This is a genomic window from Nonomuraea phyllanthi, assembly GCF_006334985.2.
GTDB lineage: Bacteria > Actinomycetota > Actinomycetes > Streptosporangiales > Streptosporangiaceae > Nonomuraea > Nonomuraea phyllanthi.
The window spans coordinates 385,990-409,573 of sequence record NZ_VDLX02000005.1 but is presented as its reverse complement, the minus strand read 5'-3'; the positions used below and the strand labels follow the sequence as shown (position 1 = coordinate 409,573).

Annotated in this window: 22 protein-coding genes; 16 read left to right on the top strand and 6 right to left on the bottom strand. The window is 74.2% G+C overall.

Annotation, left to right across the window (positions count from 1 at the left end; genetic code table 11):
- Nucleotides 1-94: 94 nt before the first annotated feature.
- Nucleotides 95-907, bottom strand: a complete 813-nt coding sequence (locus FH608_RS16260; protein ID WP_139631319.1) for an alpha/beta fold hydrolase — start codon at nucleotides 905-907, stop codon at nucleotides 95-97.
- Between the two features lie 55 nt (nucleotides 908-962).
- On the opposite strand from FH608_RS16260, the gene FH608_RS16255 reads away from it, so the two are divergent.
- The 3 genes from FH608_RS16255 (at nucleotide 963) to FH608_RS16245 (ending at nucleotide 3,849) form a co-directional block, all read left to right on the top strand.
- Complete coding sequence (locus tag FH608_RS16255; RefSeq protein ID WP_139631318.1) at nucleotides 963-1,613, top strand: TetR/AcrR family transcriptional regulator C-terminal domain-containing protein; 651 nt, start codon at nucleotides 963-965, stop codon at nucleotides 1,611-1,613.
- Between the two features lie 115 nt (nucleotides 1,614-1,728).
- Nucleotides 1,729-2,607 carry a VOC family protein gene (locus tag FH608_RS16250; protein WP_139631317.1) on the top strand — a complete coding sequence of 293 codons (879 nt, stop codon included), beginning with the start codon at nucleotides 1,729-1,731 and terminating at the stop codon, nucleotides 2,605-2,607.
- Nucleotides 2,608-2,610: 3 nt separating this feature from the next.
- Nucleotides 2,611-3,849: a carboxylesterase family protein gene (locus FH608_RS16245; RefSeq protein WP_226899583.1), complete on the top strand. Its 1,239-nt coding sequence runs from the start codon at nucleotides 2,611-2,613 to the stop codon at nucleotides 3,847-3,849.
- Between the two features lie 19 nt (nucleotides 3,850-3,868).
- On the opposite strand, the gene FH608_RS16240 is transcribed toward FH608_RS16245, so the two are convergent.
- Nucleotides 3,869-6,640, bottom strand: a complete 2,772-nt coding sequence (locus FH608_RS16240; RefSeq protein WP_139631316.1) for a helix-turn-helix transcriptional regulator — start codon at nucleotides 6,638-6,640, stop codon at nucleotides 3,869-3,871.
- A gap of 120 nt (nucleotides 6,641-6,760) precedes the next feature.
- On the opposite strand from FH608_RS16240, the gene FH608_RS54380 reads away from it, so the two are divergent.
- On the top strand, nucleotides 6,761-7,123 hold the full coding sequence (locus FH608_RS54380) for a helix-turn-helix domain-containing protein (RefSeq protein WP_394367684.1): 363 nt from the start codon (nucleotides 6,761-6,763) through the stop codon (nucleotides 7,121-7,123).
- On the opposite strand, the gene FH608_RS16230 is transcribed toward FH608_RS54380, so the two are convergent.
- Nucleotides 7,044-7,283, bottom strand: a complete 240-nt coding sequence (locus FH608_RS16230; RefSeq protein ID WP_193318466.1) for a hypothetical protein — start codon at nucleotides 7,281-7,283, stop codon at nucleotides 7,044-7,046. The two genes, FH608_RS54380 and FH608_RS16230, sit on opposite strands and share 80 nt — an antisense overlap.
- Before the next feature lie 481 nt (nucleotides 7,284-7,764).
- Between FH608_RS16230 and FH608_RS16225 the strand changes: the two genes are divergently transcribed.
- The 3 genes from FH608_RS16225 (at nucleotide 7,765) to FH608_RS16215 (ending at nucleotide 8,762) form a co-directional block, all read left to right on the top strand.
- A complete protein-coding gene (locus FH608_RS16225; RefSeq protein ID WP_139631314.1) occupies nucleotides 7,765-8,055 on the top strand; it encodes a type II toxin-antitoxin system Phd/YefM family antitoxin in 291 nt (96 codons plus the stop codon).
- Between the two features lie 9 nt (nucleotides 8,056-8,064).
- The gene (locus tag FH608_RS16220) at nucleotides 8,065-8,304 is read left to right on the top strand and encodes a hypothetical protein (protein ID WP_139631313.1); all 240 of its coding nucleotides are present in this window, start codon (nucleotides 8,065-8,067) and stop codon (nucleotides 8,302-8,304) included.
- 230 nt (nucleotides 8,305-8,534) lie between these two features.
- Complete coding sequence (locus tag FH608_RS16215) at nucleotides 8,535-8,762, top strand: hypothetical protein (protein WP_193318450.1); 228 nt, start codon at nucleotides 8,535-8,537, stop codon at nucleotides 8,760-8,762.
- Between the two features lie 41 nt (nucleotides 8,763-8,803).
- Here the strand turns inward: FH608_RS16215 and FH608_RS16210 are convergent, their stop codons facing one another.
- On the bottom strand, nucleotides 8,804-9,718 hold the full coding sequence (locus tag FH608_RS16210; protein WP_226899582.1) for a LysR family transcriptional regulator: 915 nt from the start codon (nucleotides 9,716-9,718) through the stop codon (nucleotides 8,804-8,806).
- A 110-nt stretch (nucleotides 9,719-9,828) separates the two neighbouring features.
- Between FH608_RS16210 and FH608_RS16205 the strand changes: the two genes are divergently transcribed.
- Nucleotides 9,829-10,230, top strand: coding sequence for a hypothetical protein (locus FH608_RS16205; RefSeq protein WP_139631312.1), 402 nt, complete (start codon nucleotides 9,829-9,831; stop codon nucleotides 10,228-10,230).
- Complete coding sequence (locus FH608_RS16200; protein ID WP_226899581.1) at nucleotides 10,223-11,842, top strand: multicopper oxidase family protein; 1,620 nt, start codon at nucleotides 10,223-10,225, stop codon at nucleotides 11,840-11,842. The genes FH608_RS16205 and FH608_RS16200 overlap by 8 nt, the downstream gene beginning before the upstream one ends.
- On the opposite strand, the gene FH608_RS16195 is transcribed toward FH608_RS16200, so the two are convergent.
- Nucleotides 11,839-12,450, bottom strand: a complete 612-nt coding sequence (locus FH608_RS16195; protein WP_139631311.1) for a TetR/AcrR family transcriptional regulator — start codon at nucleotides 12,448-12,450, stop codon at nucleotides 11,839-11,841. The genes FH608_RS16200 and FH608_RS16195 overlap by 4 nt on opposite strands.
- Nucleotides 12,451-12,513: 63 nt before the next feature.
- Here FH608_RS16195 and FH608_RS16190 point away from each other — a divergent pair, with 63 nt between their 5' ends.
- From FH608_RS16190 to FH608_RS16175, 4 genes are all read left to right on the top strand, one after another.
- On the top strand, nucleotides 12,514-13,530 hold the full coding sequence (locus tag FH608_RS16190) for an ATP-binding cassette domain-containing protein (protein ID WP_139631310.1): 1,017 nt from the start codon (nucleotides 12,514-12,516) through the stop codon (nucleotides 13,528-13,530).
- Nucleotides 13,527-14,372, top strand: coding sequence for an ABC transporter permease (locus tag FH608_RS16185; RefSeq protein ID WP_139631309.1), 846 nt, complete (start codon nucleotides 13,527-13,529; stop codon nucleotides 14,370-14,372). The genes FH608_RS16190 and FH608_RS16185 overlap by 4 nt, the downstream gene beginning before the upstream one ends.
- A 64-nt stretch (nucleotides 14,373-14,436) precedes the next feature.
- Nucleotides 14,437-15,237 (top strand): GNAT family N-acetyltransferase, encoded by an 801-nt coding sequence (locus FH608_RS16180; protein WP_139631308.1) that lies wholly within the window; start codon nucleotides 14,437-14,439, stop codon nucleotides 15,235-15,237.
- A 70-nt stretch (nucleotides 15,238-15,307) separates the two neighbouring features.
- A complete protein-coding gene (locus FH608_RS16175) occupies nucleotides 15,308-18,088 on the top strand; it encodes an ATP-binding protein (protein ID WP_139631307.1) in 2,781 nt (926 codons plus the stop codon).
- Nucleotides 18,089-18,119: 31 nt separating this feature from the next.
- Here the strand turns inward: FH608_RS16175 and FH608_RS16170 are convergent, their stop codons facing one another.
- Nucleotides 18,120-18,725, bottom strand: a complete 606-nt coding sequence (locus FH608_RS16170; protein WP_139631306.1) for a response regulator transcription factor — start codon at nucleotides 18,723-18,725, stop codon at nucleotides 18,120-18,122.
- A gap of 329 nt (nucleotides 18,726-19,054) precedes the next feature.
- Between FH608_RS16170 and FH608_RS16165 the strand changes: the two genes are divergently transcribed.
- From FH608_RS16165 to FH608_RS16155, 3 genes are all read left to right on the top strand, one after another.
- Complete coding sequence (locus FH608_RS16165; protein WP_139631305.1) at nucleotides 19,055-20,854, top strand: DJ-1/PfpI family protein; 1,800 nt, start codon at nucleotides 19,055-19,057, stop codon at nucleotides 20,852-20,854.
- A 277-nt stretch (nucleotides 20,855-21,131) separates the two neighbouring features.
- The gene (locus tag FH608_RS16160; RefSeq protein ID WP_226899580.1) at nucleotides 21,132-21,596 is read left to right on the top strand and encodes a response regulator; all 465 of its coding nucleotides are present in this window, start codon (nucleotides 21,132-21,134) and stop codon (nucleotides 21,594-21,596) included.
- A complete protein-coding gene (locus tag FH608_RS16155; protein ID WP_139631304.1) occupies nucleotides 21,556-23,547 on the top strand; it encodes a sensor histidine kinase in 1,992 nt (663 codons plus the stop codon). The genes FH608_RS16160 and FH608_RS16155 overlap by 41 nt, the downstream gene beginning before the upstream one ends.
- Nucleotides 23,548-23,584 lie beyond the last annotated feature (37 nt).

Genomic DNA, 23,584 nt, shown 5'->3' with positions numbered 1-23,584 from the left:
CGTTCCCGGCCGGCGCCTCGCGCTGCCGGTCCAGGGGGCTCGGCGTCAGGGTGTCCCGGGCGGGGAGGGGCTGGCGGTGTCCGGCGCTCCGGGGTCAGGCCCCGGGCAGCACCTCCTCGGCCAGCCGCCGGATGACGCGGGCGACCTCGCCGGGCTTCTTCAGGTCGGCGCCGTGGTCGAGCCCGGGAAGCACCACCCGCTCGGCGCGCGGCATCACACGCTGGATCGCGTCGAGCCGCTCGGCCAGGTGCGCCGGGCTGCGCTCGCCGCCGAGCAGGACCGTCGGGACCTCGATCCCGGCGTACGCGTCGAGCCGCACGCCGAGCCGGTCCATCGCCTCCAGGTCGTCGAGCTGGCTGGGGACGAGCCGCCTGTAGCGCGGCATGAGGGTCGTGATCGCGCCGGCGGCCCACGCCTGCCAGCCCGGCAGCCCGACGGAGCCACGTATGAAGATCGTCAACGCCTTGCCCGGCCTGCCCGCCGCCATCGCCGCGCGGGCCCGCGTCAGCACCTCGCCGTTCTCGCCCGACAGCGGCGGACCGATCACCGCGGCCGGCTCGAAGATCACGGCGCCCGCGAACGACGACGGCGACGCCACCAGGGCCTCCAGCGCGACGACCCCGCCGGAGGAGTGCCCGTAGAGGACGGCCGGCGACCCGACGGCGCGTACGAGCGCCAGCACGTCCTCGACCTCCTGCTCGACCCACACGGGCGCGCCCGTCTTGAGATCGAGCCGGTACTGCCGGCGGTCCGGGCGCAGCACCCGGTAGCGGTCGGACAGGATGGCGGCCATCTTCCCGCACCGCGTGCCGTCGGACAGCCCTGGGTGGACCAGCACGATGGGCGGGCCCTGCCCGTCATCGTACGCACGGACTCCGGTGCCGTCCGCCGACACGGTTGTGATCATCACGCCTCCGACTTAGCGCTGCTAAGGACGAACTTAGCAATGCTAAGGTACCGGCATGCGTACCGACAAGCGGCCCGGCCTGACCCGGCAGCTGTTGATCGACACCGCGCTGCGGCTGCTCGACGAGGTGGGGCTGGAAGGGCTCACGGTGCGCAGGCTCGCCGCCGAACTCGGCGTGCGGTCCCCCGCGCTGTACTGGCACATCCGCACCAAGCAGGAGCTGCTCGACGGGATGGCCGACGCGATCTGCCGGGCGCCCGGCATGGGGCCGCCCCGCGACGGCGAATCCTGGCAGGAGTGGCTCGCCCGCCGCGCGCGGGCGTACCGCGCGTCCCTGCTCGCCCACCGCGACGGCGCCCGCGTCGTCGCGCACGCCCGGAGCCTGAGCCCGGAGACCGTCCGGCTGTTCGACGAGGAACTGAGCGCCATGGTCGAGCGGGGATTCACTCCGGCGATGGCCCTGCACACGATCGCGTCCGTGACGTACTTCGTGAACGGGTTCGTCCTGCAGGAGCAGGCCGCCCTCCAGGAGGCCGCCCCGCCGCCGGACGGCGGTGCAGCGGACGGCGGCGCAGGGGCCACGCTCGTGGCGGCCGTGCGCGAAAGCGGCGGCCCGATCGGCGAGCGGGCCTTCGAGCACGGCCTGCGCGTGTTCATCGACGGCACCCTCGCCGCCCTGGCGAGGCCCACGAGCGCGCCGGGCTGAGCCGGCGGGCGCCGCATGCGCGGAAATCCGTCACCACAGCCCCGCGAACGTCGAAACGCGCCGATCATGACCCGCCCGCTGGAGCCGGCGCCGCCGCGACAGCAGCCTGTGAGCCATGATCGCTTCTGACATCGACCGCATCGACCACTCCGTCCTCTACACCACCGACATGGACGCCACCGCGGCGACCTACGAGGCGCTGGGCTTCACGCTGAGCCCGCTCTCCATGCACCTCGGCTCCGACCGCCCCGGCGGCGAGCGCAGGCCGATGGGCGCCGGCAACCGGTGTGCCCTGTTCGGCCGCACCTACCTGGAACTGCTGGGCCTGTTCGGGGACGGCTCGGCCGACCCCTGGAACGTCCGCCCGCTCATCGAGCAGTACGAGGGCCTGCACGGCTACTCCTTCGGCTGCGCCGGCATCGAGGCCGCCGAGCAGCGGCTACGGGCGGCCGGGCTGTCCTCCTCCGGGGTGCTGCCGCTGCAGCGTGACGTGCCGACACCCGGCGGGGTGGCGACCGCCCGCTTCCAGGCGGTCCACCTCGACCGCGCGCTCACCCCGGAAGGGCTGATCCACGTCGCGCACCACCTGACCCCCGAGCTCATCCACCAGCCCCGCCATCTGGAGCACGCCAACGGCGCCACCGGCCTGCACAGCGTGCTGCTCGTGGTGGACGACGCCGACCTGGAGGACACCGTCGCCCGCTACGCCCTCATCCTGGACACCGAGCCGGCGGCCGAGGGGCCGCTGCGGGTGCTGCCGCTCCCGCTGGGCCGGGTGGAGATCGTCGCGGTGTCCGCCTTCCGCGCGATGCTGCCCGGGGAGCCGGTGCCCGTGCTGCCGTACATGGCCGGGCAGACTGTGACCGTACGAGACGTGCGCGCGGCCCGCGAGCTGGTGGAGGGCAACGGGTTCAGCACGGGCGACCTGCCCGGCGGCTTCCACGTCGGAGCCGCCCAGGCCCGCGGCGCCGCGCTGGCCTTCCTGGAGGGGTGAGCGGTGACCGGTCCGATCCACGCGCCGGCCGGGACGCTGCGCGGCGGCCCGGCGGGCGGCGGCGTCACCGCCTGTCTCGGCATCCCGTACGCCCGCGCCGAGCGGTTCGCCGCGCCGGGGCCGGCGCGGTGGGACGGCGTGCTGGATGCCGCCCGTCCGGGCCCGGCGGCCCCGCAACCGCCCGTGTCCCGCCTCGAACGCGTCCTCGGCCCCGGCGGGGAGCTGCGCCAGGGCGAGGACTGCCTGTCGCTGAACGTCTGGACGCCGGGCGGCGGCGGGTTGCCGGTCCTGGTGTGGCTGCACGGCGGCGGCTTCGTGACGGGGTCAGGCTCCCAGGCCTGGTACGACGGCGCGCTGCTGGCCGGACGCGGCCGGATGGTCGTCGTCACGATCAACTACCGGCTGGGCGCCCTGGGCTACCTGTACGTGTCGCCCGAGTTCGCCCCGCCCAACCTGGGCCTGCTCGACCAGCTCGCCGCCCTGGGCTGGGTGCGCCGGAACATCGCCGCGTTCGGCGGCGATCCCGGCCTGGTCACGCTGGCCGGCCAGTCCGCCGGGGCGCTGTCCGCGCTGGCCCTGCTGCGCCACCCCGACGGTCACGGCCTGTTCCGCCAGGTCATCCTGCAGAGCACACCGGCCGGGGTCCCCCCGTACAGCCTCGGCGAGGCCGCCGAGATCGGACGGGTGTTCCTGGACGTCCTCGGACTGCGCCCCGCCGACGCCGGACGGCTGCGCGCCCTGCCGGTCGCCGACCTGCTGGCCGCCCAGGGGGAGACCGCCCGCCGCACCGCGCGGCCCATGGCGGTCACGCCGCCCTTCCAGCTCGTCGCCGGCGACGGCGTGCCGGCCGACCTGACCACCGGCACCCGGATCCGGCCGCCCGTGCTGATCGGCACCACCCGGGACGAGGCGCGCGCCTTCTTCCCCCAGGCCGGCGCGGAGCTCACCGAGCGCTTGTTCAGCGAAGGCAGCCTGCGCCTGGCTGGACAGGCGCGCTCGGCGTACGCCTACCGGTTCGACTGGTCGCCGCCGGGCAGCCCGTACGGCGCCTGCCACTGCATCGAGCTGCCGTTCGTCTTCGGCACCCAGCGGGCCTGGCGTGACTCCCCCATGCTGGCCGGCGCCGAACCCGCCCGGCTCGGCCAGCTCACGGAGCAGGTGCAGCGGGCCTGGACGGCCTTCGTCCACGGCGGATCGCCCGGCTGGCCGGCCTTCCCGCACGTGCGGCACGTCGGAGGCTGAGAAGGCGGACGCGTCGGCGTCAGGCCACCGCCATCGCACCGTTCAGCAGCGACGTACGGATCTGCTTGCGCGAGACGATGCCGAGTTTCGCGAAGACCTTGCGCAGGTGCCATTCGACGGTGTGCGGGCTGATGAGCAGCCGGGCGCCGATCTCGGGGTTCGTCAGCCCTTCACCGGCCAGCCGCGCGACCTCCGCTTCCTGGGCGGTCAAGGTCGTGCCCACCTCGGCGGCGCGCTTGCGCACCTTCTCGCCGGTGGCCTGCAGCTCGCGGCGGGCACGCGCGGCGAACGCCTCGGCGCCCATCTTGCCGAGCAGCTCGTACGCGGTGCCCAGGTGCTCGCGGGCGTCGGCGCGGCGGTTCTCCCGCCGCAGCCACTCGCCGTAGAGCAGCCGGGCGCGCGCCTCCACCATCCTGGCCTCGGTGCGGTTGAGCCGCTCGATCGCCTCCCGGTACAGGGCCTCGGCGGCCGGCCCTTCGCTGACCTGGGCCCGCGCGCTCGCGGACGTGCCCAGAGCCCAGTCGGTGCCGCCGGCCTGGGCCAGCTCGTCGAGTTGCCGGGCGGCCTGGGCGGCGCGGGCGGGCCGCCCGCTCCGGGAGGCGGCCTCCACGAGCTCGACGAGGGACCTGATGAACGGCCCGCCGAGCTCCTGCGGGTGCCTGGCGCCCCGCTCGGCGGCGGCGTACGCCTCCTCGTGGCGGCCGAGGCCGTTGCAGAGCACCGCGCTCGCCACTTGGGTGGCGGTCTCCACCTTGCCTTCCCCCCGCAGGGCGGCCTCGTGCCTGACGGCCTCGATCGCCCTGCGGGTCGCGGCCTCCCTGCCTCTCCAGGGCTCGAGCAGGAGGGCCGCGTACTGGGCCAGGAAGCGGCTGCCCGTCACCTCGCCGATCGTGACCGCCTCGGCCAGCAGCGCGTCGGCGCCGGCGAGCTCGCCGGCGAGGGTCCGGTTCGACACGAGCAGCAGCAGCGCCACCGGCAGCACCGACAGCGTCCCCGTCTCGCGCGCCAGGGCGGCCAGCCTCGCCGAGAGCGCCGTCCAGCCGTCGAAGTCCCAGACGTTGTGGGCCATGCGGGAGGCGAACGGGAGCCAGCTCAGGCCCTCTTCCCGGGTGAGGTCTCCGGTGCGGAAGGCGTCCAGGGCCTGGCGCACCATCGGCACGCCGGCCGCGTACCCCTCGGTGGCCAGCACGGCCACGCCGTCCATGAACAGATCGTTGCGCTCAGGCCCCGCCCCCGGCGGGGTGGCGAGCGACGCCCTGGCGACGTCCGCGAACCGCGTGCCGCCGGGCAGGCGGCCGGCGGTCATGACGGCGTGCAGCGCGTCGCGGTACGCCTCCCTGGCCCGCCCGGGATCCACCGGCTCCAGCCGTTCGGCCGCCTTGAGCAGCAGGGGAAGGGCTGTGCGGGCGCTTCTGGCCGCGAAGACGATCTGGCCGCGCAGCAGGCCGGCCCGGGCGAGCTCGCGTTCGTCGAGAGGGCTGAGCTCGGCGGCGTCGAGCAGCTTCAGCGCGGCGTCGAACCCGCCGGCCTGGTGCTTGGCCCGGGCCGCGGCCAGCGCTCTGGCACCCCGGCGGGCGGGATCGGGGGTCAGCTCGGCCGCCCGTTCCAGGAAGGCCGCGGCCGCCGCGACGCCGCCGCGCGCCTGGGCCAGGTCGGCGCAGCGCGCCAGCTCGGCGGCCACCGCCTCGTCCGGTCCGGCGGTCGCGTTGGCCAGATGCCAGGCCCGGCGCTCGGGGTCGGCCCCCGGGTCGGTCGCCTCGGCCAGCGCGCGGTGCACGCTCTGCCGGTCCGCCGGGGACGCCGCACGATAGGCGGCCGAGCGAACCAGCAGGTAGCGGAACCGGACCCGGGTCCTGATGGTGATCAGTCCGGCCGCTTCGGCGGGCGCCGCCGCGGAGGCCGGGATGCCGAGCAGCTCCGCCGCGCGGGTCAGCAGGGCCACGTCGCCCAGCGGCTCGGCCGCCGCGATGAGCAGCAGCCGCTGCGCGTCGGCCGGGAGCGACCGGACGCGGCGCAGGAAGTGCTGCTCGATCCGGCCGGCCGGCGGGCGCGCGTCGGGCCGGCCGAATCCGCCGGCCAGCTCCGCCGGCGTCAGCCCCCGCGGCAGTTCCAGCAGGGCGAGGGGGTTGCCCTGGGCCTCGGCGACGATGCGGTCGCGTACCCGCTCGTCCAGCCGGCCGGGGGTCATGACGTCCAGCAGGGCGCGGGCGTCGCCATCGCTCAATCGCCCCACCTCCAACTCCGGCAGCCCCGCCAGCTCCTGGTGCAGGTCGGGCCCGCGTACCGCGAGCACCACCCCGATCCGCTCGGCGAGCAGGCGGCGCGCGACGAACGCGAGGACCTGCGCGGAGACCCGGTCCAGCCACTGGGCGTCGTCGACGAGGCAGACCAGCGGCTCCTTCTCCGCCACGTCGGCGAGCAGGCTCAGCACCGCGAGGCCGACCAGGAAGCGGTCCGGCGCGCCGCCCGCGCTCAGGCCGAAGGCCGTGCCGAGCGCGTCGCGCTGCGGCTCCGGCAGCCGGGGCAGGTGGTCGAGGAACGGTGCGCAGAGCTGGTGCAGCCCTCCGAAGGCCAGCTCCATCTCGGACTCCACGCCCGCCGCCCGGGCGATCCGGCACCTGGACGCGCCGGCCCGTACGTGCTCCAGCAGCGCCGTCTTGCCGATGCCGGACTCGCCGCGCAGCACCAGAACCGCGCTGCGGCCGTCCCGCACCGAGGCGACGAGCCGGTCCAGCCGCTCGCACTCGACCTGCCGGCCGTGCAGCCGCACCAGTGGATCCCCGTCAGGCATCGGCACCGCCCGGCCGGCACCGTGCGGCGCGTGCTTCGGTGGATCGCCGCTCGGCCAGAGGCTGGGAGTAGATCATGAACTTCCCCATCTGTCAGCGGTTCGACACAATCAAGACGGTTGATGCGCGCGCGGCAGCCGTGCTGCCCCTCAGGTCGGGTCCGTTCCGATCGGGCGCGCAGAACCATGAAAGCAAGCGCGGTCACGGGAGAGCCAGGCACAACGGCAGGCATAAGTAGCCGATCGGTTCTGCCTGCCGTAGGGCGAGGGGGTGAGGGATCGGGCGAGGAGTTCTCCTACGGAATCCTGCTGAGGACCTTCCGGCAGACCGCGGGTCTGACGATCGAGGAGCTCTCCCATGCCTCCGGGGTGAGCGTGCGGGCGATCGGTGACATGGAGCGCGGTGTCAGCCGCGGCCCGCAGCGCCGGCGGCGACGGGCCAGGCCGCAGGTCGTATCGCGCGGTCGTGGCCGCCGCGTGGGGTGAACGGCGGGAACAGTCCGCCCCGGTCGCTGCCACGAACGGCCGGCCATGCCTCGATACGGCCGACCGCGCTGGAGGTGAGGTACACGTACCGTTCCTTGTTCCGTTTGCCGTACCGGATGCGCATGGACCAGGCGACCGGCTCGTAGTCGGCCAGCGCCACCGCGGCCAGTTCGGACCGGCGGGCGCCGGTCGAGAACAGGGCGGCGACCGGAACTGGGCGACGCGCTGAGCGCGGTCGCGATCGTCAGCAGTCATGTTCCCGAGGAGCCACGCCTTGTCGGGCACTTGGCGCAGCGCGACGATGTGCTTTGTGCCGGTACGCGGTCGACCAAGTTCCGGGCCGGCGTCCTTCCTTCGGGTGAGGTCGCCACGGCGGGCAGGCTCTCCGGGCCCTTCGAGACCGCTTCCGGCAGGTGCTCGATCGTCATTGCCCTTCCGCCTCGCTGTCCCGTGCTGGTGACCGCCTTGATCGTATCGACGGGAATCGACATTCCCGGTGATAAGGATCAGGACAGTTGAGCAACATGTACATGTTGAACTCCCTGTGCAAGCTGCTCAGATTTCCGTATGGTGGAGACATCCACCAAGCCGCAGACCGGGAGAGCGACCCGGTCACGGGCAAGCAGGAGTGAGTTACCCGCATGACCACCACGCATGAGCCACTGGGAATTGCCGAAGCCCGCAGCCAACTCGGCACGCTCGTAGCGCGCGCCGTACACGGCCACCAGCCCACCACCATCCGCCGCTCCACCACGGAGCGGGCCGTCCTCATCTCCGAAGCCGACTACCAGGAACTACTCCGAGCACGCCGGGAACTGGAGGCCGGCCAGGTAAGGGAAGCGATCGCAGCACATGCGCGCGGCGATCGCGAAATGGCGACCTACGACAGCGAAGAAGCCCTGTATGCCGACCTCGGCCTACCGACCCCCTAGCGAGCACTCTTGAAACGGCGCCTCCACATCGACCTCGCGGTACTCGACATCCTTCGCCAAGCGGCGCCGGGCCTGCGGACCGCCATCGCGAATACCCTCCTCGACCTGGTCGAGGAACCCGAACCCCTCGCGGCCGTGCCGTACGGAGGCATTCCCGACGCGTTCGAGCTCCGCACTGACACCTTCCGGATGGTCTACACGTGCGGGCCCGATCACGTCTCGGTCTGGGTGATGGAGATCAACACCTAGCCCTGAACAGCGGAAACGCGCTGAGAGCGCCCACGAGCCCCGCGCCACTCCTGGACATCTCATGCCGCCCATGGCGCTCCTCGCCCGCACCCGGATGGCCTTTCTCCTCGCCCGCGCCAGCATCGTCGCGAACAACCGGGCCGCGGAGAGGGGGCCGCAGCCCGGCGGCCTGCCGCAAGCCGGCGTCCTCGGCGCGCCGCCGCATCGACGCCTCGCGGGCCCCCGCCGCTGTGGCGAGCCGGCAGGCCGGCGTCGTCAGGGACTTCAAGCTCGCCTGGGAGGCCAGGCTGCGCGACCTGACGATCCTGGAGCGGGCGGTCAACGGGCAGCCGGGCCTGATCGCCCGGCAGGACGGCGTCACCGTGTCCGTGTGCGCGTTCGAGGTCGCGGGCGACCGGATCACGCGCGTCTGGGCCGTGCGCAACCGCGACAAGCTCCGCCATTGGACGGCGGGCTGAGCGCCATCGCCCGCGCCGGAGCGTTCAGCGTTCCTCAACGTTCATCCGTGTTCGTCCGTGTTCGTCGAGGGTTCGCCGGCGCTCCAGTCCCAGCCGGCGATCGTGGCCCGCATCAGGCGGGCGGCGGGCGACAGGTGGCTCTCGGCGCCCCAGTGCAGGGTGACCGTGCGGCGGCAGTCGGGGCTGTCGACCGCGATCCAGGCGGCGGTGGGGGTACGCGTGGCGCTGCGGCGCGCGAAGGCGGGCACGAGGCCGATGCCGAGCCCCGCGCTGATCAGCTCGGCGATGGCGGCGGGCTCGTCGCTCTCGCAGACGATCTTCGGCGCGCCGCCCCTCGCGGCGAAGAGCCGGTCGAGCAGGCGGCGGATCCAGTGCCCCTTGCGGGCGGTGATGAAGGGCTGGCCGGCGAGCTCGTCGATGCTCACGGACGTACGGCCCGCCAGCGGATGATCGAGCGGCACACCCACCCCGACCGCCTCCTCGAACAGCCGCGCCGACTCCAGGCCGTCGGCGTGGATCGGCTGCGAGGCGACGCACAGGTCGACGTCCTGGGCCCGCAGGTGGCGGGCCATGTCCTCGGCCGAGGACCAGTGGAGCTCGATCTCGACCGAAGGATGGGCTCGCTTGTAGGCCGCGAGCGGCCCGGCGAGGGTGAGGAAGGTCTCCGACGCCAGCCGTACGGTGCCCAGGCCCTCGCTGGTCGCCTCGGCGACGGCGCGCCTGCCCGCCTCCAGCTCGCCGAGCGAGCGCTCGACGTGATCGCGGAAGATCCTGCCCGCGTCGTTGAGCCGGAGCCGGCCGCTCCGGTCGAACAGCGGCGCGCCCAGCTCGCCCTCCAGCCTGGCGATGGTACGGCTCAGCGACGGCTGGGCGACGCGCAGCTCATCGGCCGCGCGGCTGAGGTGCTCCAGCCGCGCCACCACCAGGAACTGCCGGAGCGTGTTGAGATCCATCATGACTCCCCGCGCATAACACCATAGCAATATTGATCTTAGACAAGATAACCCACAAGCCATAGTGTCGCTGGCGTTCGCGCATCGCGGATACGGAGTAAGGGGGGATCCACATGCTCACCGCGTCCCGGACGACACCCGCGGGGTGGACGCTGCGGGCCGCCGTCAGCGCGCATGCGGTGGCGATCGCCGGCCAGCCGGTGTTCGCCGGGGTGTACCTGAGCGGTGACTACGCCGGGCTGGGCCTGCACGCGGCCGGCGCCGACGTCGCCACCTCCATCGGATACCTGCAGGTGATCGCGGCGATCGTGGTGTGGGTCAGGCTGCGCCAGGCCTGGCCGTTCGTCGCCACGATGGCGGTGGTGGCGGCCGAGACGGTGCAGTACTTCGCCGGGCTGGACGGCGCGCTCTGGCTGCACCTCCCGCTGGGGGTGACGACCGTCGTCGCGGTCGTGGTGCAGTTCATCGACGTGTGGCGGCGACCGCTCGTGCGCGAGGGGGCCGGCCGTGCGTGACCACCGTGGCGTGAGCAGGCGGCGGGCCCTGGGCATCGGCGGGGCGCTCGGGCTGATGGCGGCCACCGGGCTGACGAGCGCCGCCGCGCTGGCCCGCCGGCCCGCGATCACCGGCGCCGAGCTGCGCAGCGCCGTGCCGCTCCCGCCGCCGTTCCAGGTGCCGCTGCCGCTTCCCGCCGTACTGAAGCCGGTCAGCACCTCAGGCGGCGTCGACCGGTACGAGATCACCCAGCGCGAGGCGGTCGCGGAGATCCTGCCCGGCGTGAGGACGCCGCTGTGGACGTACGAGGGCACCTTTCCGGGGCCGGCGATCGAGTCGCGGCGCGGCCGGCCGGTCACCGTGACGCACCGCAACGAGCTGCCCGTGCCGACCGTCGTGCACCTGCACGGCGGACGCACCCCGGCGGCCTCCGACGGCTACCCCACCGACCTCGTCCTGCCCGGACACTGGCACGGCGACGCCGTGGGCGACGTCACGAGCGGCGCCATGGGGCACGACACGGGGCACGGCGGCGGCATGCACGATCCGCGGGCCGCGGTGACCAGGCTGACGCGCGACTACACCTTCCCGCTCGACCAGCGGGCGACGCTGCTGTGGTACCACGACCACCGGATGGACTTCACCGCTCCCGCGATCTGGCGCGGCCTGGCCGGGCTGCACCTCGTACGCGACGACGCCGAGGACGCGCTCGGCCTGCCCGCCGGGCCGCGCGAGCTGCCCCTCATGATCGCCGACCGGGCGTTCGACGCGGACGGCGGCCTCGCCTATCCCGCCCTCGACCCCACCCTGCGACAACGGCCGGGGGTGCGCGAGCCGTACCTGGCCGGAGTGCTCGGCGACGTCATCCTGGTCAACGGCGCGCCGTGGCCCGTGCACGAGGTCGACGCGGCCCGCTACCGGCTGCGCCTCCTCAACGCCTCCAACGCCCGCCACTACGAGCTGGAGGCCGTCGCCGACGGCGGGCGCCGCCTCGACCTCGTGCAGATCGGCTCCGACCAGGGGCTGCTCGCCGCCCCTGTCACCCACCGCCTCCTGCCGATGGCCCCGGCCGAACGCTACGACGTGGTCATCGACTTCTCCGGCGTCCCGATCGGCGGCCGCGTCAGGATCGTCAACCGGCTCGGCTCGGGGCGTACCAGGGACGTGATGGCGTTCCGGGTCGCCCGCCGCGCCCCCGACGGGAGTCGTGTCCCCGGCACGCTCTGCGCCGACCTGCCGGCCTGGCGCCGTTCGGACGCCGTCAGGGTGCGCGACTTCTCCTTCCGCGCGGGGCGGACGCACGCGGGCCACGGGTGGGTCATCGGCGGCCTGCCGTTCGACCCGGCGCGCGCCGACGTCACCGCCCGGCTCGGCGACGTCGAGGTGTGGCGGCTGATCGCCGACGTCCACCATCCCGTCCACCTGCACCTGGTCGGCTTCCAGGTGCTCTCGCGCGGCGGCCGGCCGCCGCTCCCCCACGACGCGGGCCTCAAGGACACCATCGCGCTACGGCCCGGCGAGGCGGCCGAGATCATCACCCGTTTCGACGGCTACCGCGGCCGCTACCTCTTCCACTGTCACAACGCCGAGCACGAGGACATGGGCATGATGGCCAACCTGGAGATCATCTAGCGGCGGGCGGCCTGGCCGCCGCCGCAGAGGCGCAGCGCGCTCTCCAGGCACAGCGCCGCCGCCTCATCGGCCGGGCGGCGCCCGTCGGCGATCTCCTCCGCGGCGGTGTGCTGGAGCCCGATGACGGCGGCGGCGAGCCAGTCGGCGGGAAGTGACGGGTCGAAGTCGCCCGTGCGCTGGCCCCGCTGGACGAGCCGTTCGAGCCGTGGCGGCACGACGTCGTGGGGGTCGTTGCTCTCGGGCCGGTGGTTGCGGGTCACGGCGGAGTTGAGCAGCAGGGGGTGGCGGCGCAGGAACCGCCAGCCGGCGTCGAGGAAGCGGGCCAGCGCGTCGGCGGGCGGGGCGGTGTCGAGGCCGGCGGCGTCGAGCAGGGCGGCGTACTCGTCGGCGGCGGTCTCGATGAGGGCGGCCACGAGGGCGTCGCGCGAGGGGAAGTGCGCGTAGACGGTCTGGCGGGTGACGCCGGCCGTGGTGGCGATCTCCTCCATGCCGGCGTCGGGTCGCTCGCCGAGGACGGTGCGGGCCGCGTTGAGGATGGCGTCGATGCTGCGCCGCGCGTCGGATCGCCGGGACCGGGACCGCGTGGCGGTGTCGAGCGAGTCAGCCATCCAGCGACGATATCCGACGCCCTTAGCCTTGACAACTCGTAAGAGATAGATAACTCTTACGCCATGTCAAAGAACAGCATGGGCCGGGATCATCCGGCGATCGAGGCGTACGGCCTGGTCAAGGTCTACGGCGAGAACCGCGCGCTGGACGGGATCGACCTCACGGTCCGGCGCGGCCAGGTGTTCGGGTTCCTCGGTCCCAACGGGGCGGGCAAGACCACCACGATCCGCATCCTGGCCACCCTGACCAGGCCTGACGGCGGCACCGCCCGCGTCCTCGGCCACGACCTGATCGGCGAGCGGGACGCGATCCGGGCCAGGTCGGCCGTGACCGGGCAGTTCGCCGCCCTGGACGACGACCTGACCGGATACGAGAACCTGAGCATCCTCGGCCGCCTGCACGGCCTGTCCGGCGCCGCCGTCAGGCGGCGTGCGGACGACCTGCTCGACGCCTTCGAGCTGGCCGGCGCGGCCGGCCGCCCGGTGGGCGGCTACTCGGGCGGGATGCGCCGCCGGCTCGACATCGCGGCCGGCCTGATCGTGACTCCCGACCTGCTGTTCCTCGACGAGCCGACCACCGGGCTGGACCCGCGCAGCCGTAACCAGGTGTGGGAGCTGGTCCGCCGCATCGCCGAGGCCGGCACCACGGTGCTGCTCACCACCCAGTACCTCGAGGAGGCCGACCAGCTCGCCGAGCAGATCGCGGTCATCGACCACGGCCGGATCGTGGCCGAGGGCACCAGCGCCCAGCTCAAGTCCCGGGTCGGCTCGGGCACCCTGCACGTCCGGCTGCTCGACGGCGAGCAGCGGCCGCGGGCGCGCCAGGTGCTGGCCGGCGCCCTGGACGGGACGGTCCGGCCCGCCGCCGACCCACTCACCCTGTCCGTGCTGCTCCCGGCCCCGGCCGACGCCACGGACGTCGGACGGCTGGTCGGGCAGGCCATGACCATGCTCGCCGAGGCCCGGGTGGCCGTCGCCGAGGTCACGCTCGGGCAGCCCAGCCTGGACGAGGCCTTCCTCGCCCTGACCGGCCACCCCGCCGGTCCGGCCCCCACCGACCACGAGGACGTGAACGCATGAGCACCCCGGCCGCCATCACCCGTCCCGCCGCGGAGCGGACCGACCGGATCGACCTCCTGCTCGCCGCGAGCCCGCCACGCCGCCGCGCCGGGGCGCTCGCCGCCTCCGCGACCTTCGGCCGGCGAGCCATGCTCAAGATCAAGCACGACCCCAAACAGCTCGTGGACTCGATCGCCATCCCGATCCTGTTCACCGTGCTGTTCACCTACCTGTTCGGCGGCGCGCTCGGCGGCTCCCCCGGCGACTACCTGACGATGCTCCTGCCCGGCACGCTGAGCATGAGCATCGCCATCGTCACCATGTACGGCGGCGCCCGGCTCGCCAAGGACGTGACCACCGGAGCCTTCGACCGCTTCCGCTCCCTGTCCGTCTGGCGCGGCGCCTTCGTGCTCGGCGGCCTGCTCAGCGACGCCGCCCGCTACCTGTTCGCCTCCGCCATGGTGGTGCTCCTCGGGCTGGCCATGGGCTACCGCCCCGAGGGCGGCGCGCCGGGCGTGCTCGCCGCGGTGGCCCTGGTCGTCGCCTTCGGGCTCTCCCTGTCCCTGCTGTGGGCCGCGGTGGCCCTGCTCGTTCCCGACCAGGGCGTCGTCATCAGCATCGCCAACCTCGTGCTGATGCCGCTGTCGTTCGCCAGCAACATCTTCGTCCAGCCCAGCACCATGCCCGGCTGGCTCCAGGCCGTCGTCGAGGTCAACCCGCTCAGCCACGTCGCGACCGCGGCCAGGGAACTCATGAACGGCGGCGCCGGAACCGGCGCCGTCACCTGGTCGCTCGTCGCGACCGCGGTCATCGCCGGGGTGTGCGCGCCGCTCGACCTCCACCTCTACGGCAGGCGCGGCTGAGACGTGCGCGCGCCGGGCGAAAAGCCTTTGAGCCACCGTGGCGTCGCTGCGTAGCCTGCCGTCCATGAGCTCGCTCGCGCGGCACCACCTGGCCCCCGACGAGACCGGCCCGGCGCTGCGCGCGCTGTCGGAGTGGACGCCCGCCGACGTCCCAGGCGGCGGCCTGCATCCCGGCGACGTGGGGTGGTACCTACGGTTCGACGACGCGACCGTCTTCCTGTGGACCGATGAGGGGGCGCCGGTGGCGGCCGGCTTCCTCGACGGGCCGGTGCTGCGCGTGACCGCCGCGCCCGGAGCCGATCTCGGGGCGCTCGCGGCCGATGCCGGGGAGCTGCTCCAACGCGGCAACGACCGGACCGACGGCCTGCCCGTGCCCGGGTGGACGCTCGATCGGGACGAGCCCTGGCTCGCTCTGTCGTGGACCCCGCGACCGGTGTCGAGCCGGGCCGAGCCGGTCGACGAGGCCGACGCGGCCGACCGGGTGCTGGTGCAGCGCTCCGCCTTCGCCGCGTCCACGTTCACCGTCGAGCGCTGGCACGCGATGAAGCGGTCACCGGCGGGCGAGCTCGCCGTGGAGGCTCTCGTGCGCACGCCCGCGGGCGAGCCGGCGGCCGCCGCGACCGGATGGTTCGCGGGCGCGGGCAGGTGCGGGCTGCTCGAACCCGTCGGCGCCCATCCGGACCATCGCGGGCACGGCTACGGTCGCGATGCCGTGCTGGGCGTGTGCGCGGCTCTCGCCCGCCGGGGTGCGAGCGCGGTCGCCGTCGTGACACGGTCCTCGAATGAGGCCGCGGTGGCGCTCTATCGGTCGGCCGGGTTCACCGTCGTGCGCGAGAATCATGACTGGGTCCGCGCGGGCTCGTAGGTGCGGCCGGGCAGTCGCCGAGCGGTTGTGGCGTAGTCTCGGCCTGGCATGAACGTGGGGAGGAGTGCTCATGCCACCGATAGCGCGCGTCGCCGGCCAGGGGGATCCCGCGGTGCAGGGGGCAGTGGCGGTCGGGGCGCTGGTGCGGGCCTGGCGCGAGCGGGCACTGCTGACGCAGGAGCAGCTGGCGGCGCTGGCGGGGCTCAACGCGCGGACCGTGCGCCGGTTGGAGACGGGCGAGTTACAGCGGCCCCGCAGTTCGTCGGTGCGCTCGCTGGCCGAGGCGCTGGGCCTGGACGCCGCGGAGGTGTCGTTGCTGGCGCGCGCGGCGAGCCCGGCCCCGCGACGTCCGCGTCCGGGTCCGGGTCCGGGTCCGGCGGGGGTGGTGCCGCGGCAGCTGCCGGCCGATGTGGCGGTGTTCGTGGGGCGGGCGCGGGAGCTGGCCCTGGTGGACGAGGCGCGTGCCGGGGACGCGCTGGTGATCACCGCGATCGACGGCATGGGCGGGGTGGGCAAGACCGCGCTGGCGGTGCACGCCGCCCACCGCCTGGCCGGCCGCTTCCCCGACGGGCAGCTGTACGTGAACCTGCAGGGGTACGCGCCCGGCCCGCCGCTGTCACCGATGCAGGCACTGGCCACGCTGCTGCGCGCCCTGGGTGTCTCGCCCGATCAGGTGCCGGTGGAGCAGCAGGAGGCGGCCGGGCTCTACCGGTCGATGCTCGCGGGCAAGCGGGTGCTGGTGGTGCTGGACAACGCCCACAGCACCGAGCAGGTACGCCCGCTGCTGCCGGGCGCCGCGGGATGCATGGTGATGATCACCAGCAGGGATCGGCTGACCGGGCTGGTGGCCACCCACGACGCCCGCCGGCTGACGCTGGAGGTGCTGGACGCCCAGGAGGCGGAGGCGCTGCTGGAGCACATCCTCGGGCCGCGGCGGGTCGCGGCCGAGCCGGCGGCGGTGACCGCGCTGGCCCAGGCGTGCGGCCACCTGCCGCTGGCGCTGCGGATCGCCGCGGCCAACCTCGCCGGCCGCCCGCAGCAGCCGATCGCCGGATATCTGACGGAGTTGCGCGCCGGTGACCGCCTGACCGGGCTGACGGTGGCCCACGATCCGCAGGCCGCGGTGCGGGTGGCGTTCGACCACTCCTACCACCGCCTCGACCCCGGCCGGCGGCTGCTCTACCGGTTGCTGGGGCTGGTGCCGGGGCCGAGCGTGTGCGCCGCCGCGGCCGCTTCGCTGGCCGGCATCGGGGTGGGCGATGCGAAGCGGGCGCTGGAGGCGCTGGCGGAGGCGCATCTGGTGCAGCCGCGCGGCCGCGACCGGTACGCCATGCACGACCTGCTGAAGGCGTACGCCCGCGAGCGCGCCCACCTGCACGACGGGCCCGCCGCATGCGAAGCCGCCCTGGAACGGCTGCTCGGCTGGTACCTCGGCGGCGTCGACGCCGCCGCGAACCTGCTGTACCCGAAGGCCGTGCGCCTGCCCCTCCCGCCGGGAGCCGCCACCGCCTCCCCGGCGGCGTTCTCCGGCAGCTCGCAGGCCGTGGCGTGGCTCGAGGCCGAGCTGGCCAACCTGGTCGCCGCCACCCGGTACGCCGCCGACCACGGCCCCCACCCGGCCGCCTGGCTCGTGGGCGACGCGCTGCGTACGTACTTCTGGGACTGGCGCCCCACCGTGGAGTGGCAGCTGATCGCCCAGGCCGGACTCGACGCCGCCACCGCCGCCGGCGACGTGCGCGCGCAGGTCACCGGCCACCTCAACCTCGGCCAGGCCAACCGGGCCGCCGGTCGTCAGCAGCCGGCCCTCCGGCATCACACCACCGCGCTCACCCTGGCCCGCCAGGCCGGGTGGACGGACGGCCAGGCCGCCGCCCTGGCCGGCCTCGCCACAGTGGCTCTGACGCAGGGCGACCCCCAGCACGCCGCCCACCAGCTCGCCCAGGCGGCGGCGCTGTACCGCCTGAACGGCTCCGTGGAAGGGCAGGCCGACAGCCTGACCGACCTCGGCCTGGTGGAGCGGGAGCTGGGCCGGCTGCACGAGGCCGCCGCTCACCAGGCCCAGGCGCTCGAGATCTACCGGCGGATCGGCTCACGGCTCGGGGAGGCCACGGCGCTGGGCGCCCTGGGCGAGGTCGACCACAAGCTGGGCCGCCTGGGCACCGCCCGCCGGCACCTCACCAGCGCCCTGGGGCTCCACCAGGAGCTGGGCATCCGCTTCCCCCAGGCCTACTTCCTGCGCTGCCTGGCGGAGGTCGACCGCGACGCGGGCCATCCGGAGGAGGCGCTGGCCACGGCGCGCGAGGCGCTGCGGCTGGCCCGCGAGATCGGCGACCCCTCCACCGAGGCCTGGGTGCGTGCCGTCCTGGCCAGCATCCAGCTGCGCCTCGGCCACGCCCATGACGCCGACGCGCAGTATCGGCAGTCGTTCAAGCTGGCGGAGCGGATCGCCAGCCCGATCAACAAGGTGCGCGCCGGGCTCGGGCTGGCCGACGTCCGCCTCGCCCTCGACCGGCCTCACCAGGCTCTCGACCGCGCTCACCACGCGCAGGACATCGCCGCTCGAACCGGGCTGCGCATCCTGCAAGGCGGCGCCCACATCACCATGGCCGCCGCCCACCACCGGCTCGGCCACCACGACCAGGCACTCGCCCACGCCCAGCAGGCCGTCGAGCTCCACCGGCGCTCCGGCCACCGCCTGGGGGAAGCGCGGGCCCTGCGGATCCTCGGCTGCGCGCACCGCGACACCGGCGACCCCCGCGCGGCCGTACGCCGCTGGCACGAGGCCCTGGACCTGCTCACCGGCCTCGCCGGCCCCGAGGCCGAGGAGATCCGCACGCTGCTGGACGCCTGAACCCGGCGGATGCCGCGGACCCTACCCGGGCCTACAGCCAGCCCGCCTCGTCAGCGATGCGCGCGGCGTCCACGCGGTTGCGCGCCCCCAGCTTCGTCACGGCCGAGGCCAGGTAGTTGCGCACGGTCCCGTACGACAGCTGCATGGCGGTGGCGATCTCGGCCGCCGAGGCGCCGCCGGCGTGGCGCTTGAGCACCTCGGTCTCCCGGGGCGAGAGCGGGTTGTCGGAGGCCTCCAGCGTGGCCACCGCCAGCGCGGCGTCGATCACCCGCTCGCCGGCGGCCACCCGCCGGACGGCGTCGACCAGCTGCTGCGAGGGCGCGTCCTTGACCACGAACCCGGACGCGTGCGCGGCGAGGGCGCGGCGTAACGTGCCGGGCCTGCCCAGACCCGTCAAGATCAGGGTCCGGCATGCCGGAAGAGCCTGGTGCAGCTGGGCCGCGGCGGTCAGGCCGTCGGTGCCGGGCAGGTCGATGTCCAGAACCGCGACGTCGGGGCGGTGCCGGAGCGCGGCGGGCACGATCTCGTCGCCGGATCCCAGCTCGGCCACCACGTCGAGATCGTCTTCCAGGTTGAGCAGGGCCGCCAGCGTGTCGCGCAGGATGCGCATGTCCTCGGCGATCAGAACCCGGACCATCCGTTTCTTCCTCCCGGCGCTGCCACAGGGACCCGGCGCCGATCCGTACAGGATCGTCGGTCGCTGCCGGGCGCCCTCAACCTAACACCACGACGCGACGCCCCCGCGCGTCCCGGACGTGCAAGTTGCACATCCGCGCGGGTGCGATTCCCATGGCGGGCTCGCGCTCCAAGCACTGGTTGCGTACGCCCCGACCGGCCCACACTCGGTGGCAGAGACAGACCCGCGCCTCATCGGGCACGAGACCCGCCCGCACCGGCACGCGCGCGGCGCCCGGAGCGGTCGCGGCGACGGCTCGACGGCACGTCATACGCGTAAGGGAGTCCGCCATGACAGTTCACGGGACACGACCCGGCAGGATCGGCACGGTCGGCCGGTTCGTCTGGCACTACATCGAGATGGTCATCGCGATGGGGCTCGGCATGCTGCTGCTCGGCATGGTGTGGAGCGCGGTCCTGCCCGAGATCACCCGGACCGACGTCGCCGTCCTCGTCATGGCCGCCGACATGACCATCGGCATGGCCGTGTGGATGGCCGTCCGCCGCCACAGCCGGGCCGCCATCGCGGAGATGAGCCTGGCGATGGTCCTGCCGTTCGTCGTCCTGCTCGTCCCCTACTGGTTCGGCGTGTTACCGGGTCACCTGGTGATGTCGCTCGGCCACCTGCTGATGTTCGTCCTCATGGCGGTGGCCATGCTCAGGCGGCGCGACGAGTATCTCCACCATCACCACCGCTTCCGCATCCGGTGGAAGTGGGTCAGGACGGCGGCCGTCGTGCTGGTCGCGCTGCTGGTCCCGGGCGCGGTCTCCGCGGTCAACACCGTCGGCAGGTTCGGCGACATGTACCGGGCGCGCCCGGACGCCGTCTCGGTCCGGCCGCTGGCGAGGGCCCACGACCCGGCCAAGCCGACCGTGGCCCTCCTGGTCGGCGGCAAGGGCGCCAACGCGGCCGACCTGCTCGGGCCGTACGAGGTGCTGGCGAGCACCGGCCGCTTCAACGCCTACGTCGTCTCGGCCGGCCCCCGGCTGGTCCCGCTGACCGGCGGCCTGGACATCGTGCCCGACCTGACCTTCGACGAGCTGGGGCGGCTGCTGGGCGAGGGCGACGCCCCGGACGCCGTGATCATCCCCGCCCTGCAGACCCCCGAACCGGCCGAGTTCGACGCCATGAACGCCTGGCTGCGGCAGCAGTCGGCGGCCGGCGCGGTGATGGTCAGCGTCTGCAACGGCGCCCGCGCGTTCGCCGCGAGCGGGCTGCTGGACGGCCGGAACGCCACCTCGCACTGGCTGCGGCTGTCCGGGCTGCGCGCGGACTTCCCCCAGGTCCACTGGACGAGCGGCGTGCGCTACGTCGAAGACGGCGACGTGATCACCACCGGCGGCGTGCTGTCCGGCATCGACGGCGCCCTCCGCGTCGTCGAGCGGCTGGCCGACACCGGCACCGCCCGCGCGGCGGCCGAGGCCGTGCACTGGCGCCACTACTCCCCCGGCGTCCCCGCCCGCATGCCCGCCGCCCACCTGGAGCCGTCGGACGTGGTCGCCGCGCTCAACTCCTCCTACCAGACCGGACCCACGGACATCGGCGTGCGGCTCACCGACGGGGTCGGCGAGCTGGAGCTCGCCTCCCCGTTCATGTCGTACACCGAGCAGTCCGTGGTCGGGCGCACGATCGCGGTCGGCGACCGCCCGATCCGCTCCGAGCACGGCCTGACGTTCGTCCCCCGCCTGACGCTCGCGCAGGCCGCCGGCGAACTCGACCGGCTGCTCGTGCCCGGCCTGGAGGCCGCCCGCAGCCACACGCCGGGCGCCGGGGGGCTGCGGCCCGAGTATCTCCACACCACCGAGGAGTTCGCCTTCACCCCGGTGCTGCGCGACATCGCCCGCACCTACGACGTGCAGACCGCCCGGTTCGCCGCCAAGACGCTGGAGTACCCGGTGCTCGACGTCGAGCTCACCGGCAGCGCCTGGCCCTGGGGCCCGACGATCGTGGCCCTGCTGCTGGTGCTGCTGGGCGTGGCCGCCGCCCTCGCCGCCGGCATGGTGTTCCGCCGGGTCCGGGCCGGCGGCCGGCGCCCGGAGCCGTCCGGCGCCCCGGCGGAGCCCGCCGAGGTGGTGAGCGCGCAGTCGTGAAAGCGGTGCGCGCACCGGAGTCCTGACCGCGCGGGCCGCCGGCCGATCCGGCCGGCGCCCGCTTGGGGCTCCGGTGCCGTTCGATGTCCGGAGAATGTCCGGCCGCTGTCCTGGCCGGGCGCTTTCGCGTGGGTGAGAATCGGTCTCGAAGCTGTGGGCACGCAGAAGGGGCGCGACGCCTGCCGGCAATCCGCACGATCCTCGAGGTGCATTGTGCACGGTGAAGTCGTGTCCGGTCGCACTGGCGGCGGACCTTCCGGTGGACCGAAGCTGAGGCATGGGCAGCACGATTCCGCGCGGCCACCCGGAAACCCGGCCGGCCGCGCCACGCGAGACGCCGGTGACCCGCGTGCTGATCGCCGAGGACGCCGACGTCGTACGCGACACGCTGGTCGCCCTGCTCGAACTGGAGGACGACCTCGAGGTCGTGGCCGAGCTGGCGTCCGGCGACCGGATCGTCCCCGCCGCGCTCCAGCACTGTCCCGACGTGGCGGTGCTCGACATCGACCTGCCGCACGTGGACGGGCTCACCGCCGCCGCCGAGCTGCGCCGGCGCTTGCCCGCCTGCCGTACCGTGATCCTCACGGGGCTCGCCGGGCCGGCGAACCTGCACCGCGCGGTGGCCGCCGGGGCGTCGGCGTTCCTGGCCAAGGGCGGCCCCGCCGACGTACTCATCGACGCGATCCGGAGGGTCGTCCGTGGTGAGCGGCTCATCGGCCCGCCGGATCCTCCCCCGGGGTAGGTCTCGCGGCGGCGGCCACGACTCCGCACGGCGGGGCCGCGAACCAGAGGCGACCTCGCCGCTGATCGCGCCGACGCTGGCCAGGGCGATCATCGCCGCCGTGTTCTGCGGTTTCGCCGGGGTCGCGCTGCTGCTCATGCCCGGCCTGGGGCATGACGCCGGCGAGATCGCGCTGGCCGCCGCTCTCCTGTCCGGCCTGCTGGGCCTGCAGTTCTTCTACTTCTCCCGGCCGGGCAGGAACCTGCGCACGCGCACCGCCCATCTCGCGCTCGCCGCCCAGGCGTGCCTGGTCTACCTGCCGCTGCTCTGGTACGGGCAGGTGTGGGTCAGCCAGCCCCCGTTCCTGGCCGGCAGCGTGCTGCTGGTCTTCAGGCCGCGGGTGGCCTGGCCCCTGTTCGGCGCCGTGGTGACCGGCACGGCGGTCGCGCAGTACGTCGTCACCGGCGTGCCGCTCGACATCACCTACATCTTCGTGAACTCGGTGACGGCCGGCCTGTACGTCTACGGCCTGACCCGGCTGGCCCGGCTGGTCACAGCGCTGTACGAGGCCCGCGACGAGCTGGCGAACAGCGCGGTGACCCATGAGCGGCTGCGCTTCGCCCGGAGCCTGCACGACCTGCTCGGCCTGAACCTGTCGGCGATCGCCCTCAAGGGACAGGTGACCCTGCGGCTGCTGCGGCCGAACCCGGACCGGGCCGGGCAGGAGCTCTCGGAGATCCTGGAGATCGCGCAGCGGATGCTGGCCGACGTGCGCTCGATCGCCAGGGAGTACCGGGTGACCTCCCCCTCTTCCTCGCCCGAGGCCGGGCCGTCGACCTCGCGCGTCGCGACCGGGCCGGCCGACAGCCTGGTCGTGGCCGTCTTCGCCGGGCTCTTCCTCCAGGGGGTGTTACGCCAGTTCGACGGGACCCGCGATGTCGCGGAGATCTCCCTGGCCACCGGATGCATGCTGGCCGCGCTGGCGCTGCAACTGGGCTACTTCAGCCGGCCGGCCGCCCGGCCGGGCCCGCCGGCGGCGTACCTGCTGCTCGCCCTGCAGGCCGTTCTGGTGTACGCGCCGACGCTGCTGTACCAGCAGCCGTGGACGGGGATGCACGGCTTCGTGGCCGGCAGCGCGCTGCTGGTGCTGCGACCGGCCATCGGCTGGAGCGTGTTCGCCGCGGTCATGGCCTCCATGGCGGGGGCGGAGGCCGCGTTCGGCGGCGACCTGCCCGCGGACTTCGGCCAGATGCTCGTCGCCGCGGATCTGGGCCTGATCACGTACGGACTGACGTGGATGGCGCGCTCGGTACGCCGGCTGCGGGCCGCGCGCGACGAGCTCGCGGAGCTCGCGCTGGCCGAGGCGCGGCTGCGGTGGGCCCAGGATGTGCACGACCTGCTGGGGCTGAGCCTTTCGGCCATCACGCTGAAGTGCGACCTGGCCCACCGGCTGATCGCGCGCGATCCGGATCGGGCCCGTACCGTGCTGGCCGAAGCGCTGGAGATCTCGCGGCACGCCCTGGCCGACGTCCGCTCGGTGACCAGCGGCCGGCCGCGGATGTCCCTCGACGAGGAGTGCCGGACCACGCGCTCGCTCCTGGAAGCCGCGGGGCTCGACGTGCGGATGGACGTACGGACGGAGGGCGACCTGCCCGCCGAGACCGGCACCGTGCTCGCCATGGTGCTCCGCGAGGGCGTCACCAACGTGCTGCGGCACAGCAGGGGCAGGCACTGCGAGATCACCGTCGCGGGCGGCCGGGACGGGGTGCGGCTGCGGATCGCCAACGACGGGGCTGCGGCCCGGCCCGCCGACGCCGATCAGGCGGGCAGCGGCATCCGCAACATGTCCGCCCGGGTCGCCGCGCTCGGCGGCGTGCTCGCGGCGGGGCCCGCGGGCGAGGACCGTTTCGAGCTGTCGGCCCGCATCCCCGCGACCGCCGGCCGGCCTCCGGTGTCTCCTTGTCCGGAGTAGTCGAGCAGGTCCTCGGCGACCGGGCCGGCCGGACCCT

Excerpts from the sequence above, each read along its gene's own strand:
- FH608_RS16260 (WP_139631319.1), bottom strand. The coding sequence starts at position 907 with ATGATCACAACCGTGTCGGCGGACGGCACCGGAGTCCGTGCGTACGAT.
- FH608_RS16255 (WP_139631318.1), top strand. The coding sequence starts at position 963 with ATGCGTACCGACAAGCGGCCCGGCCTGACCCGGCAGCTGTTGATCGAC.
- FH608_RS16250 (WP_139631317.1), top strand. The coding sequence starts at position 1,729 with ATGATCGCTTCTGACATCGACCGCATCGACCACTCCGTCCTCTACACC.
- FH608_RS16240 (WP_139631316.1), bottom strand. The coding sequence starts at position 6,640 with ATGCCTGACGGGGATCCACTGGTGCGGCTGCACGGCCGGCAGGTCGAG.
- FH608_RS54380 (WP_394367684.1), top strand. The coding sequence starts at position 6,761 with ATGCGCGCGCGGCAGCCGTGCTGCCCCTCAGGTCGGGTCCGTTCCGAT.
- FH608_RS16225 (WP_139631314.1), top strand. The coding sequence starts at position 7,765 with ATGACCACCACGCATGAGCCACTGGGAATTGCCGAAGCCCGCAGCCAA.
- FH608_RS16210 (WP_226899582.1), bottom strand. The coding sequence starts at position 9,718 with ATGATGGATCTCAACACGCTCCGGCAGTTCCTGGTGGTGGCGCGGCTG.
- FH608_RS16205 (WP_139631312.1), top strand. The coding sequence starts at position 9,829 with ATGCTCACCGCGTCCCGGACGACACCCGCGGGGTGGACGCTGCGGGCC.
- FH608_RS16195 (WP_139631311.1), bottom strand. The coding sequence starts at position 12,450 with ATGGCTGACTCGCTCGACACCGCCACGCGGTCCCGGTCCCGGCGATCC.
- FH608_RS16190 (WP_139631310.1), top strand. The coding sequence starts at position 12,514 with ATGTCAAAGAACAGCATGGGCCGGGATCATCCGGCGATCGAGGCGTAC.
- FH608_RS16185 (WP_139631309.1), top strand. The coding sequence starts at position 13,527 with ATGAGCACCCCGGCCGCCATCACCCGTCCCGCCGCGGAGCGGACCGAC.
- FH608_RS16180 (WP_139631308.1), top strand. The coding sequence starts at position 14,437 with ATGAGCTCGCTCGCGCGGCACCACCTGGCCCCCGACGAGACCGGCCCG.
- FH608_RS16175 (WP_139631307.1), top strand. The coding sequence starts at position 15,308 with ATGCCACCGATAGCGCGCGTCGCCGGCCAGGGGGATCCCGCGGTGCAG.
- FH608_RS16170 (WP_139631306.1), bottom strand. The coding sequence starts at position 18,725 with ATGGTCCGGGTTCTGATCGCCGAGGACATGCGCATCCTGCGCGACACG.
- FH608_RS16165 (WP_139631305.1), top strand. The coding sequence starts at position 19,055 with ATGACAGTTCACGGGACACGACCCGGCAGGATCGGCACGGTCGGCCGG.
- FH608_RS16160 (WP_226899580.1), top strand. The coding sequence starts at position 21,132 with ATGGGCAGCACGATTCCGCGCGGCCACCCGGAAACCCGGCCGGCCGCG.